At 51.6% G+C, this 14,849-nt stretch carries 14 protein-coding genes and 1 pseudogene; 3 read left to right on the top strand and 12 right to left on the bottom strand.

The annotated features are described in order from the left end of the window. Positions 1–54: 54 nt before the first annotated feature. The 3 genes from GCU45_RS32390 to GCU45_RS32380 form a co-directional block, all read right to left on the bottom strand. Positions 55–777: a GNAT family N-acetyltransferase gene (locus GCU45_RS32390; protein WP_244364702.1), complete on the bottom strand. Its 723-nt coding sequence runs from the start codon at positions 775–777 to the stop codon at positions 55–57. A 33-nt stretch (positions 778–810) separates the two neighbouring features. Beyond that, on the bottom strand, positions 811–2,574 hold the full coding sequence (gene dhaK, locus GCU45_RS32385) for a dihydroxyacetone kinase subunit DhaK (protein WP_152404199.1): 1,764 nt from the start codon (positions 2,572–2,574) through the stop codon (positions 811–813). A 361-nt stretch (positions 2,575–2,935) separates the two neighbouring features. Continuing rightward, positions 2,936–3,361, bottom strand: coding sequence for a nuclear transport factor 2 family protein (locus GCU45_RS32380; RefSeq protein ID WP_341874568.1), 426 nt, complete (start codon positions 3,359–3,361; stop codon positions 2,936–2,938). Between the two features lie 256 nt (positions 3,362–3,617). On the opposite strand from GCU45_RS32380, the gene GCU45_RS32375 reads away from it, so the two are divergent. Continuing rightward, positions 3,618–4,484 (top strand): SPL family radical SAM protein, encoded by an 867-nt coding sequence (locus GCU45_RS32375; protein WP_152404197.1) that lies wholly within the window; start codon positions 3,618–3,620, stop codon positions 4,482–4,484. Between the two features lie 113 nt (positions 4,485–4,597). Here the strand turns inward: GCU45_RS32375 and GCU45_RS32370 are convergent, their stop codons facing one another. The 5 genes and pseudogenes from GCU45_RS32370 to GCU45_RS32350 form a co-directional block, all read right to left on the bottom strand. After that, complete coding sequence (locus tag GCU45_RS32370) at positions 4,598–5,461, bottom strand: SDR family oxidoreductase (protein ID WP_152404195.1); 864 nt, start codon at positions 5,459–5,461, stop codon at positions 4,598–4,600. A gap of 241 nt (positions 5,462–5,702) precedes the next feature. Beyond that, positions 5,703–7,184, bottom strand: a complete 1,482-nt coding sequence (locus tag GCU45_RS32365; RefSeq protein ID WP_152404193.1) for an S-layer homology domain-containing protein — start codon at positions 7,182–7,184, stop codon at positions 5,703–5,705. A gap of 132 nt (positions 7,185–7,316) precedes the next feature. Beyond that, positions 7,317–8,012, bottom strand: a complete 696-nt coding sequence (locus GCU45_RS32360; RefSeq protein ID WP_152404191.1) for a response regulator transcription factor — start codon at positions 8,010–8,012, stop codon at positions 7,317–7,319. Next, positions 7,987–9,488 (bottom strand): annotated as a pseudogene (locus GCU45_RS32355) (ATP-binding protein). Before GCU45_RS32355 ends, GCU45_RS32360 begins: the two are co-directional and overlap by 26 nt. A gap of 107 nt (positions 9,489–9,595) precedes the next feature. Beyond that, positions 9,596–10,186, bottom strand: coding sequence for an ankyrin repeat domain-containing protein (locus tag GCU45_RS32350; RefSeq protein WP_152404189.1), 591 nt, complete (start codon positions 10,184–10,186; stop codon positions 9,596–9,598). 319 nt (positions 10,187–10,505) lie between these two features. Here GCU45_RS32350 and GCU45_RS32345 point away from each other — a divergent pair, with 319 nt between their 5' ends. Continuing rightward, the gene (locus GCU45_RS32345) at positions 10,506–10,700 is read left to right on the top strand and encodes a hypothetical protein (protein ID WP_105443075.1); all 195 of its coding nucleotides are present in this window, start codon (positions 10,506–10,508) and stop codon (positions 10,698–10,700) included. Between the two features lie 80 nt (positions 10,701–10,780). Here the strand turns inward: GCU45_RS32345 and GCU45_RS32340 are convergent, their stop codons facing one another. After that, positions 10,781–11,644 (bottom strand): LysR family transcriptional regulator, encoded by an 864-nt coding sequence (locus tag GCU45_RS32340; RefSeq protein ID WP_152404187.1) that lies wholly within the window; start codon positions 11,642–11,644, stop codon positions 10,781–10,783. Between the two features lie 143 nt (positions 11,645–11,787). On the opposite strand from GCU45_RS32340, the gene GCU45_RS32335 reads away from it, so the two are divergent. Then, complete coding sequence (locus GCU45_RS32335) at positions 11,788–13,002, top strand: MFS transporter (protein ID WP_152404185.1); 1,215 nt, start codon at positions 11,788–11,790, stop codon at positions 13,000–13,002. 12 nt (positions 13,003–13,014) lie between these two features. On the opposite strand, the gene GCU45_RS32330 is transcribed toward GCU45_RS32335, so the two are convergent. The 3 genes from GCU45_RS32330 to GCU45_RS32320 form a co-directional block, all read right to left on the bottom strand. Next, entirely contained in the window at positions 13,015–13,398 is a 384-nt protein-coding gene (locus GCU45_RS32330) for a YciI family protein (protein WP_152404184.1), read from the bottom strand. 108 nt (positions 13,399–13,506) lie between these two features. After that, positions 13,507–14,595: a GerAB/ArcD/ProY family transporter gene (locus tag GCU45_RS32325; RefSeq protein ID WP_152404182.1), complete on the bottom strand. Its 1,089-nt coding sequence runs from the start codon at positions 14,593–14,595 to the stop codon at positions 13,507–13,509. Positions 14,596–14,610: 15 nt separating this feature from the next. Then, positions 14,611–14,844, bottom strand: coding sequence for a hypothetical protein (locus tag GCU45_RS32320; protein ID WP_105443079.1), 234 nt, complete (start codon positions 14,842–14,844; stop codon positions 14,611–14,613). Positions 14,845–14,849: the final 5 nt, after the last annotated feature.

Here is a 14,849-nt window from a genome sequence, read left to right as displayed (position 1 = left end):
CCTCTTGATTCCACAATCGTGTCCGCGAATCAACTAACGCCCTAATTACTTTTATTAATAAATCGAAAAATTCACGCCATAGAAAGAAAGCCCCATTTTCCCCGCGACGCGCTGAGAAGATAGATTATCCGATGAGGTGCTGTATAACGGAATACATCCGAGCTCCCGGACGGCTGCAGCCCATCCCGCCGTCGCTGCAGCCGCGTATCCCCTGCCTCGGAATGCTTCTAACGTTTCCAGCCCGGCTTCATGCGCCTTCGTACCGATGCGGACGCTGCGGCACACGGAGACGGCTCGGCCCTCCTGTACCACCGCAACGCAGGGCTGCGCATAGCTGATCTCGTCAGCGAGCCATTCGAATCCTTCCCGCGCAAGCTGCCTTACATTTTCAGGCGTGATTCGCTGCACATCCACGGATGGCTCTCTCGTTTCATTTTCAATAGAAAAGCAAGGCCCCATCGTCATTTTTTTACCTTGCAGCAGGTTCCAATAATCCTTCTCATGCTTCGGCCTGTCCTGAAAGTCAACGACCACAGCCTCTTCGGCACACCAACTCTCCAGCTGCTTCACCAGTTGGTCAGGAACGTCGTGACGGAAACGCCAAACGCTTCCTCCCCCCGTGGTTCTTCCCAGGAACAATCGCGGAGCCGGGTCTGAACCAGGCCAAGGTTCGTTGACCAGATGCAGGCGTCCGCTGCGGTCATGGGTAAACATAGCCTCCGCATGATATTCCATTAGATCCCGGGCGGAAGGTTTATGAAATTGGCCATTATTCAAAATTTCATGCCCCCTTTGAGCGTTCATAGAATCTCACTGATCCGATGGTTTCAGGGAATGCGCGAGTTCGGTAAATATCACGCCCAATGCGTAGGCTCCCGCATCCGGGTAACCGATGCTCCGGTCGCCAACCGTTCCGGCTCTCCCCATCCGGGCAGCAATGTGCTCGGTTTGCTTGGCTCCCTCAACGGCTGCCTCTGCCGCGGACAGGCCTGCGCCGATCAGATCGGTGCCCTGCTCAGCCGCACTCGCCCAGGCTTCGGCATAGGGGACAAGCGCATCGATCAGCGTTTTGTCACCCACAACGGCACCCCGTCCAAAGGAACGCTCACCCGTATCCTGAATTCCCTTCACGGCAGCACTCATCATGCCGGCGATGTCCATAACGGACAGCTCGCTCCGGTTCCCCGCAAATTTGCCTGCCGCCCGGAAGGCCGAACCCCAGATCGGACCGGAGGCACCGCCGCAATGCTCCATAATGATTAGAGAGCAGGCATCAAGAAATCCTCCGATATCTTGCGCCTGGGAGGTAAGTTCCTCCCACTCGGATTTGAGCTGCTTAAACCCTTTAGCCACGCTCATCCCAAAGTCACCGTCACCGGCATGAGCATCCAGCTCGCAGAACGGAATTTCGTTTTCGATAATGACGCCGCTCATGCGATCAACCAGATAAACCAGGTTTTCCAATGTAAGCTTATTGTTGTGTATGACTCCATGCGCTTCATCAGCAGCGGCGCCGAAGGATACCGAGTGTCGGACGGTCCCTTCTTCAGGTATGTACTGTACCGGCTCGAATGGTCCGCGGACGGTCAGCGCCGGCGTCTCGCAATCCTCGCTGAGCAGCCGCTTCAGCTGGGGATTCAGCTTCATGATCGACAGCGACGCGCCTGCCATATCAATGCTTGTCATATAGTTGCCCACGAAAACTTTATACACAATGACGTTCCGTGCGGCAAGCTCACGTATGACCGCATGGTTCAGCAGGTACAGCTCCTGCAGCGGCGTGCCGCCGAATCCGTTTACCAGGACGGCCACCTCCGCGGGTGCACTGTCGCTGATACGCAAGCTTTCCAGCAGCTCGGCAACCATTCGGGAAGCCAGTTCGTCAGCCGTGATCAGCTTCTCCCGCCGGATGCCAGGCTCGCCATGGATGCCGACGCCGTATTCCATTTCCTGATCACCGATCTCAAACGTCGGACTGCCTTTGGCCGGCACCGTACAGGACGTGAGCGCAAATCCGATACTTTTCACGTTATCGACTGCATTCTGGGCGGCCTGCTTGACTTCTTCCAGCGGTAAGCCCGCTTCCGCTGCGGCTCCTGCGATTTTATGTACGAGCACCGTTCCAGCAACGCCTCTTTTGCCGACAGTATACAAGCTGTCTTCAACGGCGATATCGTCATCCACCTTCACGTAGTCGACTAGAGTTCCGTCTTCGGCAGCGAGGTGGGCCGCATTTTTAAAATTCATGATGTCGCCGCTATAGTTTTTAATAATCAGCAGCGTCCCCTTCTTGCTCGCAGAAGAGCGGATCGCCTGGTACACCTGAATCTGGGACGGGGAAGCAAACACGTCGCCGCAGACGGCCACATCCAGCATGCCTTTGCCGACGAAACCCGCATGTGCCGGTTCGTGGCCGCTGCCGCCGCCGCTGATCAGCGTCACCTTATCCTGCCGGATCACTTTTTTCTTGATGATGTTGTATTTACGGATAAACTCAAGCTCAGGGTGGGCCAATACGAGACCGCTGCACATTTCCGATACGAGCGTCTCGGGTCTGTTCATGATTTTCTTCATGAGATCGCTTCCTTTCTTAAAACACTCCAACACTCTATAACCATTATACCGTTGCTGACACCGATTTTAATGGATACGTCGTACGATTTCATCGGCCACCCCCGATTATCCTGCTTCTTCAACATGAATTGCCGCAACCGAATACCTGTAATAAATGCAACAAAGCCCGGCGCATGCTGGACTTTTCAAAACATATTAAAGCTTATTCGTTACACGCCTTCAGACGCTATCCGGATCGCCCGGTTCATCAAGACCGGCATAGCCGATCCGTGATTCTCGCAGGGAATCCTCATAACGGATCTTATGGCCCTGCGAGGCATACTGAGACAAACGCCGGCCATTCCGATCAGGGATTCAGCTCTCAGTAGTTTTTCAGCGGCATCCCGACAAATTCATGGAAGGACCTGATCCGTTCGTCTTCAAATTCAAACACGACGGTAAGTACATTGTGATAAGGTTGGTTACTGAGCAGACCTTCTGCTCGAAAAACGACCACTCCGTACTGATAATCAAAGAGCTGAAACTGCGGGGTTAACGCTACTTGCAGCACTTCACTTTCAAATTGGACCAACTCGATGAACCGCTGCCTTCCGAACTGCGGCTCTTTCCATTCGTCGTACGGCAAGGGTACGGAAAAACGGAAATCGTCTGTCACAAGCGCGAGAAAATCCGCCGTTTCACCGTATTCAAAAGCGGTTCGAAACGCTTCAAATGCCCTTCCGCAGGTCGTGTTGGCATCCCAAGCAACTGAAAGGGGCTTTCCGAAATCAATATCCATTCTCATCATTATTTCTCCTTATTGGCAGTATTATCGTCTCGTCGAATCAAATGAGAAGACACGCTCAGGATACGAAATAAACAAGACAGATGATGGCTTATTTACCGGAAAAGATGAATTAGATGTAAATCAATTTGCGAATGCGACTCCACCTGCTTTATATGGCTATAATGATGATTACGTAATATTTATTATGTCAACCATAACGAGTTCTCTCCCTAAACCTCCGCCACATCGGTTACAATATGGGAAAGGAGCTGTGGATATGAACATCGAAACGAAGGAAATCACGGCCAAAACCATCCTCACCGAAGTAAAAGGATACTTGGATGTGGGGTTCACCCACTCGTTAAATTCATACAGCGGCTGTGCCTTTGCCTGCAAATACTGTTATGTAAGGGAAATGCCCATCCAGAAATTTAAAGACATGCCCTGGGGAACCTGGCTGGAGGTCAAAACGAACGCGGCGGAAAATTACCGCAAGGAGATATTAAAGCTGCGGAAGAAAAACAAACCCGTTCATATCTTTATGTCATCCGCCACCGATCCTTATCAGCCTATTGAACGCAAAGCGGGCATAACCCGGGGGATTCTCGAGGAAATGATCAGCTATCCACCGGATTCGCTGCAAATTCAAACGCGCGGACCGCTCATCACACGGGACATTGACTTATTGACTCAGCTTAAGGACAAATGTGAACTGCTGGTATCCATGACAGTGGAGACCGACCGTGAGGATATGAAGCGGATTTTTGCCCCTAAGGCACCTGGTATTCGCCTCCGTCTTAGTGCTTTGCAGGAAATTCGTGAAGCAGGAATCCGAACGCAGGCTTCCATCTCGCCGGTACTGCCGTTCACACCTGATTTCCCCAAGACTTTAAGCGGAATTGCAGATTACGTATGGATCGATACATTACTGATAGGAGACGGTATGCTTGGTAAGCGTTCAGCCAGACTCGGTATGCCAGCTCTTTTCGAGGAGCACGGAATAACGCCTTGGTACGACAAAGATATCCATCATCGGGTATTGAAATACTTCAAAAAACACTTTCCGCCGGACCGGATTCGCGTTTCCAAAGAAGAAGCTTTCCCGATGAAACAGACGGAAACTAAGAGAGATGAACACGAGTGAGGCCACTAGATTTCACACCAGTAAAAAAGCTGCAGACCGGGTCATAAAAGACCTGTTGGTTCTGCAGCTTTTTTCATGCCATATCAAGATCTAGGCCAACGATTGATGCTCACTTATTTAAGCCCGCCTACAATCTGATTCAGTGCTTTTGCTATAGGCGTTAAAGGACGTCCAAGCAGCTTCTCAAAATCCTGACTTTCGATCTCAAGCTGCCCCTCACGGATCCCCTGCTGAATGCCTACAACGATCGGGAGGGCAAACTCCGGAACTCCTGCTTGTTTCATGATATCAGCATATTGTTCGTCGTCGACCTGCTGGAGCGGTACCTCTTTACCCAGCACATCGCCCAGCGCAGTCACCAGTTCCGCTTGTGTCAGCGGTTTGCCGGACAGCTCGTACACGGTGTTTTCATGACCTTCCCCCGCTAAAACAGCTGCAGCCGCTTCGGCATACTCCTGCTGCAGCGCCCAGCCAACCTTGCCGGATTCTGCAGACGTCACCCATGGTGCTCCAGCTAGAACCCCCTGAATGCTCGGAATCTCATTCTCCAGGTACCAGTTGTTCCGCAGGAACGAATACGGAATGCCCGTCTTCAAAATCGCTTGCTCTGCTGCTTGATGAGGTGGCGCAAGAAACAGCTTGCTCTCAGCTGCATTTCCCAAGCTCGTGTAGGCGATGAAACCAACTTTGGCTCGTGCGGCAGCTTCCACCGCATTCGTATGCTGCCGAATCCGGGTTTCGTTGTCTCCATCCGCGGAAATGATCAGCAGCCGGTCAATCCCGGCAAAGGCCTTATCCAACGTTTCCGGCACGTCAAAATCACCATGGCGGACATCAACGCCCAGGGCCCGAAGATCTTCAGCCTTGTCCGGGGTGCGCACGCTGACCGCCAATTGACTGGCAGGGACAGTCTGCAAAAGGTTCTCCACAACTTTTCTGCCCAGCTTCCCTGTGGCTCCGGTAACTAATAATTTCATCCTGATTCCTCCATTGTAGCGTTATGATCTTATTGTCACATTATGATCTTAATTGTAACCATATTAGTAACAAATCAGTTATGTAACTATTATAGTTACAGGATTATCGTGTGTCAACCGACTAACCCTTTGCTCGTTATCTGTTCATAGCTAGCAATGATCCGATTAAACTTAAGCGTTAAAGAAAAGTAAAAAGCTGCCGGACATCCGGCAGCTGAAACAAGTAAAAGGCGTATAAGATTTAATTCGCTGTCAATGGAGTCCGGGAAGAACCGGCCCATTCCCCCACCGGCGTAACGGTGTAGGTCGTGCCTTTCACAAGTTTGCTGTCTGGTGCAAGATCGAAGATACCCACGGCCCCTTTGCGGCTGGAGTATTTATAGGCGGCGGTTAGCTTATGCCCTTCCGCATCCGTCAGCTCGATACTGCGGCCCGAGAATAGCTCGTCTCCCGGGTCTTCCGACAGCGTAACCGTAATGGAAGTCTCGCTCACGGCTTCGGCACCGACGATGTCAAGCGGAGCGATGCTCTGCGCTACAAAAGACGGTCGTTCGATCTTCGCCCAATCCGAAGTCACGGTATAAGTGACGCCCGGAGTCAGGGTTTTGCCCTCAGGCAGACGGAATTTCGGTTCCTGTCTGCCATCGGTCGACTGCGTGAACGGTACATATTTAGCTACCATCGGTTGTCCGCCCTCCGGCGTGATCGTTACCTCCCTGGCTTGTCCGGAGGAAATGATCTGATAGGTTTGGCCATTGGCGCGGTTGTTTTCGTCCAGGACGAAGGCATCCGCTCCCCGGCCGGCACTGTATGCGGAGATGACATATCCGTAGTCAACCACGCCGTTCGCCTGCAAGGATTCCAGCTCAAACGTATCATTCGTTACCTGTCTGGCCTCGGTCATGTTCAGCTTGTCTGCATTCCCGGTAAAAGTCCCCGCGTTCGCTCCTCTGTAGGTCAGGGAGTATTGGACACCCGGCTGTTGAACGGAGGTCGGTACAATATAAGTAGCAATGGAACCCGTTTTCAGCCGCGGAAGATTGGTTAACGTAAGACCGCCGGTGAAGGCAAAGTCTTCTTTCGCTTTCGTAAACGCCTCGTTGTCAGCCGTCAAAGGCGCATCGGACGTCACGATCAGCGTAATTGCATTCAAGGAACGGATGCTGGTGATTTTGGCTTTGTCCGACGGGATCGCCTGCTGCGCCATATTCAGTAAATACGCAGTTTCTCCGCGAGTGACCGGACCGCTGCCTGGGGCAAGGCTTTCAGCCCAGTATTCCACGGATTTCGCATCCCGTTTAAGTGCTTTGGTTACAATCTGTACAAGTTCCGTTTTCGTTACGGTTCCGCGGGGCTCAAAACGGTCATCGTTTGCTTGCATGATCCCTTGTGCTGCCACTTCAGCGGCATATTTCGAAAACCACGCCTGCGGATTGACATCCGTGAATCCCTGCTGTGCCTGATCCGCACCCTGCAGATTAAACGTCAGGGCAAGCAATTTGGCCAGTTCCGCACGTGTGACTGGCTGTTCTACGGCGAGTGAACCGTCCTCGTATCCCTGCATAATATGAAGCTGCGATAACTGACGGACTGCTTGACTGATATCTCCTTCTCCCAGCGCCCTTGAATCGTCTGCAGCATGCACGGCACCGATAGGCAAGGCGGCTGTTCCCAAAGCTGCGGCCAGCATCAGGCCGGCCAGTTTGTTAGTATGTTTATTCATCGATGGTTCCTCCTTCAATCCCTTAGATGGATTGGTGTTTGTCATGTCTCTATCGTAAACGAGACAGATAAACGGCCAAGAAACCCGGCATAAACAAAATCGAAACTTTATATTAACAATTTATTAAATCGGTTACACGGTGAACCGGTATCCCGCTCCCCATACCGTTTCGATATACTGCGGGTTGGACGGATCAACCTCCATCTTCTCCCGCAGTCTCCGTACGTGTACGGTGACGGTCGCGATATCCCCGTTCGAGTCCATGCCCCAAATCCGTTCAAACAGCTCGCTTTTGCTGAATACCCGGTTCGGATGGCTGGCCAAAAATTCGAGCAGGCTGAATTCACGGGAAGTAAAGATAACCTCCTTATTGCGGACGTACACCCGGCGTGCCGCCTGGTCAATAACCAGGCCGCGGATATGGATTTCTGTTTTGTGGGGCGCTTCATGCCTGCTCATGAGCCGTTCATACCGGGTCAAATGCGCCTTTGCCCTGGCTACCAGCTCGCTCGGGCTGAACGGCTTCGTGATATAATCGTCGGCTCCCAGGTTAAACGCGCGGATCTTATCGATCTCTTCATTTTTGGCGGAGACGATCAGGATCGGAACTTCCTTTGCCTGCCTGATCCGGTTGCATAATTCAAAACCGTTCAATCCCGGCAGCTGCAGGTCGACAATGATAAGATGGTAATCCGTTTCAAGAGCAAGCTGCAGCCCTTCGTCTCCATGATGGCACAAATCCACATGAAATCCGTTCAATTCAAAATAATCCCGTTCCAACTGCGCGATAGTCGTCTCGTCTTCAATAATCAGAATGCTCCCGGCCATCTCTGCCTTCCCCTCCTTCGTATGTGATACGCCGCAGCGTGAAGAACACGCGTGTACCAACACCTACCTCGCTTTCCACCCAGATCCTGCCCCCGTGCCCCTCAATGATTTGGCTGGCTATGGCCAGTCCCAGACCACTGCCTCCGGTTGAAGAATTCCGCGAAGCTTCGGCGCGGTAGAATCGTTCGAAAATATGCGGCAGTGCTTCTTGTGGAATCCCCGTCCCGTTATCGCCGATTTCGACGGTTACCCATTCCCGGTCGGGATGAACGGAAATATGAATGTTCTTATGTTCTTTATCCATGTAGTTCTGAGCGTTCCCGATTATATTAAGAACGGTACGCTTTATTTTTTCCAGGTCGGCAAATACGTTGACCGGCGGAATAGGCCGATGAGCCCATGCGATGACCACTCCCTTCTCTTCCAGAACGTATCGCTGCTCCTCGATGCAGTCATCCAGAAAGTCGACGATATCAACCGCCACAAGCGTGAACGGCACCTGTTTCAGATCCAGCTTGGAGTACAGGAAAAGCTCATCCACAAGCTTGTCCAGGTCAACGGCTTTGGAATAAATGATGTTGACATACTTGCTCATTTTCTCGGGTGTATCCGCCACTCCATCACGAATGCCTTCAATATAGCCTTTAATATTGGTGATCGGTGTCCGCAGGTCATGGGAAATGTTCGAGATGAGCTCCTTCCGGTTCGCCTCATCCTCCAGCCGCAGCTGAACCGACTCTTGAAGCCTTTTCCGCATATTTTCAAAAGCTGCATTCAGCTGTCCGATTTCGTCCTTTGTGCTCGGTTCAAGCGAAAACTGCAGATTGCCCCTCTGAATGTGCTCTGCCGAGTGACGTAGCCGGTCCAACGGCTTAACAACGCTGCGCGTAATCCAGCGGAAAAGCAGCGCATTGAATATCACGATGATGCCTGCCAAGCTAATGACGAATGCCGGGAGTAGCTTTCTCGTGACTTCGCCAAACGGACTCCGCTCGCGGATGACGAACACACTGCCTTTCTGGCCGTCCGAGTAATGGAAGTCGTATTTGGCGTACGCATAAAAACGCTCACCGATATTAAACGTACTGCGAATTTGGTTGTTGTTCAGGTCATAAGGCGGCAGATGCCGTTTCAGCTCAGGCTGGTTGAACGTATACGACTGGTAGATGCGTCCGCTCTCACGGCGTACATACAGCCCGGCTCTGACCGTTTTGAGCTTGAAATCGAAATCCTTCAGCAGCTGCTGATCCTGCAATCGATCCGGCTCATTTTTGGCAAGATACTTCAATTCCAAAAAATAGATTCTTCTTGTTCCGTCAGCGGATTGAGCTGATAGTGGACTTTGTAAAAATCGCGCAGGCTGTGCACGTCGCCCGTCGCCGCGATCGTAAACAGGCTCGCCGTCATGACAAAGACCAACAGGCTGATGAGCAGCACGCCGGTATAGGATAATAAAAGTTTGATGCGAATGGACACTTGCTCACCTCCGTCTTTGATAGGTACAGAAAGAGCGAACGGTCCTGACCGTTCGCTCTTTAGCGCATGGATTATCACATGCTTTATTTTAGCGGGTATGCTGAAAGTTACGAACCTGCTCGTTCCAGTATTGCGGCGATTTCGTGATAACCTTTGCTTTGGGCATGCTGCAGCGGAGTGATGCCTTCCGCATCCGCGATCTCCCGATCCGCGCCATGATCGACCAGCAGCCGGACGATTTGCTGATGCTTCTCCCCGCCGTTCCCCAAAATGACCGCTTCCAGCAAAGCAGTCCAGTGGAGGCGGTTGATATGATTGACATCGATATCGGTGCGGGTCAACAGCTCCCGGACCACTTCGACATGGCCTCGTTCGGATGCGGGGATCAGCGCCGTCCCGCCATAGCGGTTGGTCAGTTTGGTGTCTGCATCAGCTTCGATCGCCAGTTGGACGATATCCAGCATTCCCTCAGCTCCGGCATACAGAAATACATTGTTGAGCAGATGATCCCTGATGTTGATGTCCGCCCCTTTGCTGATCAGCAGCCGGACCATCTCCGTCTGATGGTTGTACGTCGCAGCCATGACAGCCGTTCTGCCACGCTCATCTTGCGCGTTAATATCGATTCCGTCTTGAAGCAGGTTCTGTACCGCCTCAAGATCACCTGCTTCCGCCGCTTGTATGAATTGCTGAGTCACCGTTTCCACCCCCGTTGATGACAATTGTTCCTTCGCTAGTTCTCTTGAAGAGCCCGGCATGATGTCGCATGAGCTGAGCCAAAGTATGCAAACGATACATAAAAAGAGACGAATCATAGATCAAATCCCCTTTTTCCTACTCAACGACATGCTAACACGCCCTACTCCATATGCAAAATATTAAAAACCTTTGTTTCGCTTACTTTTTTCATATAACAATACCTGTGCCCCATCTTTACGCGCATGAAGCGTAAGTTTGCCAAACATCGAGGCGGGTAATAATAAGAAAGTGAATTTGAATTCGAGGAGGTTTTTCCCCATGACAACCCAAGATCCGAAAAAGATACTGAAACAAAAGCATGAGCAAGATGAGCAGAAGGCGGAATTCACTGAATTCGCCCGCAGCCAGTCGGGACACACGGAAATGGAAGCCGGCCAGGAATTCGGCCATGACCGCGCGCCCGATGAACAAAACCGCATGAAGTCTGTTGAGAATCGTCAGAGCAGCCGCTAAGGGGAATTTCCGTTCCGAACAGCCATCGATTGAATATATTAACAAACAAGCCGCACCGGCATAACCGGAAGCGGCTTGTTTCATGATTCTTTCATCATTCGAACAAACTCCATGGATGCTGGTGAAATCTCCGCAAATGAGAGCGCGATGATCCCGATCTCCCTCGTGATGACCGGCGTAATGGGCTTTACGATAAGTTCATGGGACACGGAAGACAGCGTAAAATCGAAAACAAGACCGATTCCGAGTCGTCTGCGGACCATCTGGATCAAGGTTTCGGCGGTTTGGACGGTCAAGCTGCTTTCGAGATTAAAATGGTGCTGTTGTATTGCACTGTTCAACGCCGCCTCATGTCCGCCTTTACAATAAATCATGTCTTGCTCATATTTTCTGAGATCCACAATCTCTGTATCCTGCAGCTCATGATCGTCCGGAATAACGGCCACCATGTGATCCTGAACCAGGCTATGATGCTCAAATCCTGCAAACGGAGAAGCGACTAGCCCGATTTCCACGGTACGGTCGGCAACCCATTCCTTGATCTGGTCGGATACCCCCTCACTCAGCTCGATTTGAACTTGTGGGTACTTGGCCCGGAACCTGGAGATCGCCTCCGGGAGCAACAGGGTCGATGCCGCTGGAAACGAGCCGATTTTGACTTTTCCGGTTAACAGCTGGTTCTCCCGGCTGGCTGCCTGGAAAATACGATTTTCAATGGACTGCATCTGCCTGGCCAATATCAGAATCTCCCTGCCGACATCGGTCAGAATGATCCCCTTCTGCTTATCCCTGACAAACAGCCTCACTTGCAGCGCATCTTCCAGCTGTTTAATCGTTTTGCTCACAGCCGGTTGGGAAATAAACAACGCTTTCGCCGCTTCGGTAATGTTCATTTTCTCGGCGGCTGCCACAAAGACATTCAGATGGTTCAAGTTTAAATTCATCGCTCTATAACATAACCTTATGGTTATCTCTCCTATTACAAATGTGTATTTCAGTTATGAACTATTATAACGTATTCTAAATGCATGACAACACGGATACCTTACACACATTCAAAGGGTTGGTTAAATAGGAGGAGATTACCTTGATCGATCATGCAAAAAACGCGGAAATTCCTCAGGCATCGGAGGATTCCCGCGTATCAACACGCCGCATCTGGATTACCGCCTGGATCGTAACAGCCGTATTTATGCTGTCCAATTCAGCAACGCCGTTGTATGTGGAGTGGCAGACAGCGATGGGATGTTCGAATGGAACGTTGACGGTTATTTTTGCCGCTTATATTCTGGGCCTGCTCGGCACTCTGCTCGCGGCCGGCCAATTATCGGACCGCTTCGGACGCAAGGCCGTACTGTATCCGGGTCTATTAGCAGCGGTCGCGGCTTGTGTGCTGTTTGCTTCGGCCGATTCGGTCGGCATGCTGCTGGCGGCGCGGTTGCTGACAGGCATAGCCGTCGGCGTCATCGTCTCCGCAGGCATGGCTGCTGTAGTGGACGCTGGCGGACACAGTAAAAAACAGCTGGCATCCCTTGCCGCCTCCGTGGCCATGGTCCTCGGAGCCGGGCTAGGGCCTTTGCTGGCCGGAATGATGGCCCAATTTCTTGCGCATCATGTCGTCACGGTGTTTACCACTCAATTGATCATTTTGGCAACAGCCTTCATGGTGGCAGCCCGCCTCCCCTCCCGGCAGCATCCTGCACGCGAAGGATGGAAACTGCGCTTCCCAACAGTTCCTAAGCAAAATCGCCTGCATTTAGCTTTAGGAATATCCGCGTTTGCTCCAGGCATTACCTCGACTTCCTTTGTGCTGTCGCTGGGTCCGTCACTGCTGTCCAAACTGCTTCATGTGACCAGTCCCTTGGTAGCTGGAGGAATGGCCTGTATCATGTTCTTGGCGGCGACGGGAATACAATTCGCTGTCAAAAGGCTGCCGGTTCGCAGCCTGTTTCTCCTTGGAAGTGCGGCAACCCTTTTGTCCATGATATGCCTGGTTGCTGCTGTCATTGAGTCGGCACCCGTGTTGCTGGTTATAGCCGCTGTATTCGCTGGTGCAGGACAGGGATTAGGGCAGCTCGGAGGCCTGACGCTGATCAGCCTGCATGTCCCGGCACACCGCCGCGCCGAAACCAACGCGGTACTGAATATCGGAAGTTATGTACCTGCCGCACTGCTGCCGATCGGAACAGGATTTGTGATCGATATGACCAGCATCTCCCTGGGTGCCTCGCTGTTTGCAGCGGTTTTGGCGGCGGTTTCGGTCGCGGGCGCCGTTTTTGTAAGAGTGAAGTTAAACAAATAAATGAATCGAAAGTTATCCCTCTGGACTAAACAATTCAAAATGATGAACCGGGCGAATTTCGATGCGCCAGCCAAACGATTCGCCCGCGCTCACCTGAACGGCCGGATGAAGAGATGCCACACGGACTGCATCTTCAAGATCCTCAGCTTCGATCAGAAACGCGCTGCCAATCAGCTCCTTCGACTCGGTAAATGGACCATCCATCATTCTCAGCTTTCCGTTCTTGCGCTGCAGGGTCGTCGCGGTATTGCCCAGGCCGGCGTCGAGAAGCACCTTCCCGCTGTGATACAACTGTTCAAGATGGGGCTTGCACTCCTGCATCACTCCGTCGATTTCCTCCTGCGGTCTGGCATCCATCAGATCCGGTTCCAGGTAACCCAAACACAAATACTTCATGACTTCATCTCCTCATCATCATATACAGCATTATAACGCTGCTTATATAAGACGACGAGAGAGATATTCCCGTATCGACATCTTTTTACGAAGGGCTGTAATAAAAATTTACTTTCGAGCTCCGCCTCGGCGGACAAGGCTGACCAGGAGTAAAAGGATCGGCAGCAGCAGCAAAGCGATGATGGAACTGCCCGTTCCCCCAGTGGGAAAATAATGAAGCATTTGCTGGAAATTTTTAGCCACCCAGATACTGAACACACCGATCAGCAGCCCAACCGGAAATACCAGTGGACGGAAATCCGTTATCCTTAACCATTGGGCAGTTCCCAGAGCAAGCGTGTAATACCACATCGAAATTTGCGCAAAGCCCCCGAGGATCCACAGCGCCATCACGATGGCTTCCACATGAGAAAAGAAATCAGCAATATTCACAAAGCGCGAAGCAGACAGGAACGGGAAGGTGAGATTGGCAGTCGATTCCCCAAACAAAAACAAACAAGTAAAATTCGTGATGACCATCGTGATCATCATTAGAAATACGGCAAACAGCCCACCCTTGAGGCCGTTGTCTCCTTTTCGGACGGACGGGTAGACCGATGAAATAAAGATGAATTCCATAAACCAAACCGAAGGCTCTAAAGAGCCTTTTAGCGAAGGCTTGATTCCGGTCCCCAGAATGGGGAGCATGTTGGAAAAGCGATATTCCGGTAGAAGAAACAGAAAAATCGCCAGGACAAAGCACAAAAAAATCGGACCAAAAATTTGCGCGAATCGTCCAATCACTTCCACACCGGACCGGACGGCAAATGAACATGTCAATACAATACACCCGATAATCATGACCAGCGGAGTTTTGGGCAGAAACGCCTGTACGATGAATTCGGCATATTCCCGGGTAATCAAGCCGATCGCGTCGATTTGGAATAAGAGGAAAACGATGCCCAGAATGCTTCCGGCCCACTTCCCAAAAAGGCGCTGCGTCTGCTCGATCATCGTAAGCCCCGGATTTCTCCGATACAGCAGCCAAGCGACAGTCACGCTGAAGAAACCGAAGAAAGAGCCAATGACCGGCGAAATCCACATATCCTGCTTGGCATACATCGCGGTAAAAGAAGGCACGACGAGTATGGAGGTCCCGCCGATCATCAGGTACATCATCAAACACAGTTGAAGATTCGAAACTTTCTCCTTATCCATTCCGCCGTCCCCCTCCTAGCCTTCGGGATAAAAGATAACCCAGATCGGCTTGGTCACTTGATTGATCCATTCGGTCGGACCGGGCAAGCCGGGAGCAAATAACAGCATGACCGCTACTACCCACCCGGCGAAGGTAATGACGGCAATGGCTGCCCGTTCCTTTTTCTTCTTGGGGTCCACACTCGAAAAATCATATATAAACACGGCCACAAAGAGCAGCGTAATGCCGAGCAGTTTGAGAACAATCATGCTTA

The organism is Paenibacillus cellulositrophicus (assembly GCF_009363095.1).
Classification (GTDB): Bacteria; Bacillota; Bacilli; order Paenibacillales; family Paenibacillaceae; genus Paenibacillus_AQ; species Paenibacillus_AQ favisporus.
The sequence above is the reverse complement of the archived record's forward strand: the minus strand, read 5'-3'. Positions and strand labels throughout refer to the sequence as shown.

Excerpts from the sequence above, each read along its gene's own strand:
- GCU45_RS32375 (WP_152404197.1), top strand. The coding sequence starts at position 3,618 with ATGAACATCGAAACGAAGGAAATCACGGCCAAAACCATCCTCACCGAA.
- GCU45_RS32325 (WP_152404182.1), bottom strand. The coding sequence starts at position 14,595 with ATGGATAAGGAGAAAGTTTCGAATCTTCAACTGTGTTTGATGATGTAC.
- dhaK (WP_152404199.1), bottom strand. The coding sequence starts at position 2,574 with ATGAAGAAAATCATGAACAGACCCGAGACGCTCGTATCGGAAATGTGC.
- GCU45_RS32360 (WP_152404191.1), bottom strand. The coding sequence starts at position 8,012 with ATGGCCGGGAGCATTCTGATTATTGAAGACGAGACGACTATCGCGCAG.
- GCU45_RS32320 (WP_105443079.1), bottom strand. The coding sequence starts at position 14,844 with ATGATTGTTCTCAAACTGCTCGGCATTACGCTGCTCTTTGTGGCCGTG.
- GCU45_RS32365 (WP_152404193.1), bottom strand. The coding sequence starts at position 7,184 with ATGAATAAACATACTAACAAACTGGCCGGCCTGATGCTGGCCGCAGCT.
- GCU45_RS32380 (WP_341874568.1), bottom strand. The coding sequence starts at position 3,361 with ATGATGAGAATGGATATTGATTTCGGAAAGCCCCTTTCAGTTGCTTGG.
- GCU45_RS32340 (WP_152404187.1), bottom strand. The coding sequence starts at position 11,644 with ATGAATTTAAACTTGAACCATCTGAATGTCTTTGTGGCAGCCGCCGAG.
- GCU45_RS32345 (WP_105443075.1), top strand. The coding sequence starts at position 10,506 with ATGACAACCCAAGATCCGAAAAAGATACTGAAACAAAAGCATGAGCAA.
- GCU45_RS32330 (WP_152404184.1), bottom strand. The coding sequence starts at position 13,398 with ATGAAGTATTTGTGTTTGGGTTACCTGGAACCGGATCTGATGGATGCC.
- GCU45_RS32370 (WP_152404195.1), bottom strand. The coding sequence starts at position 5,461 with ATGAAATTATTAGTTACCGGAGCCACAGGGAAGCTGGGCAGAAAAGTT.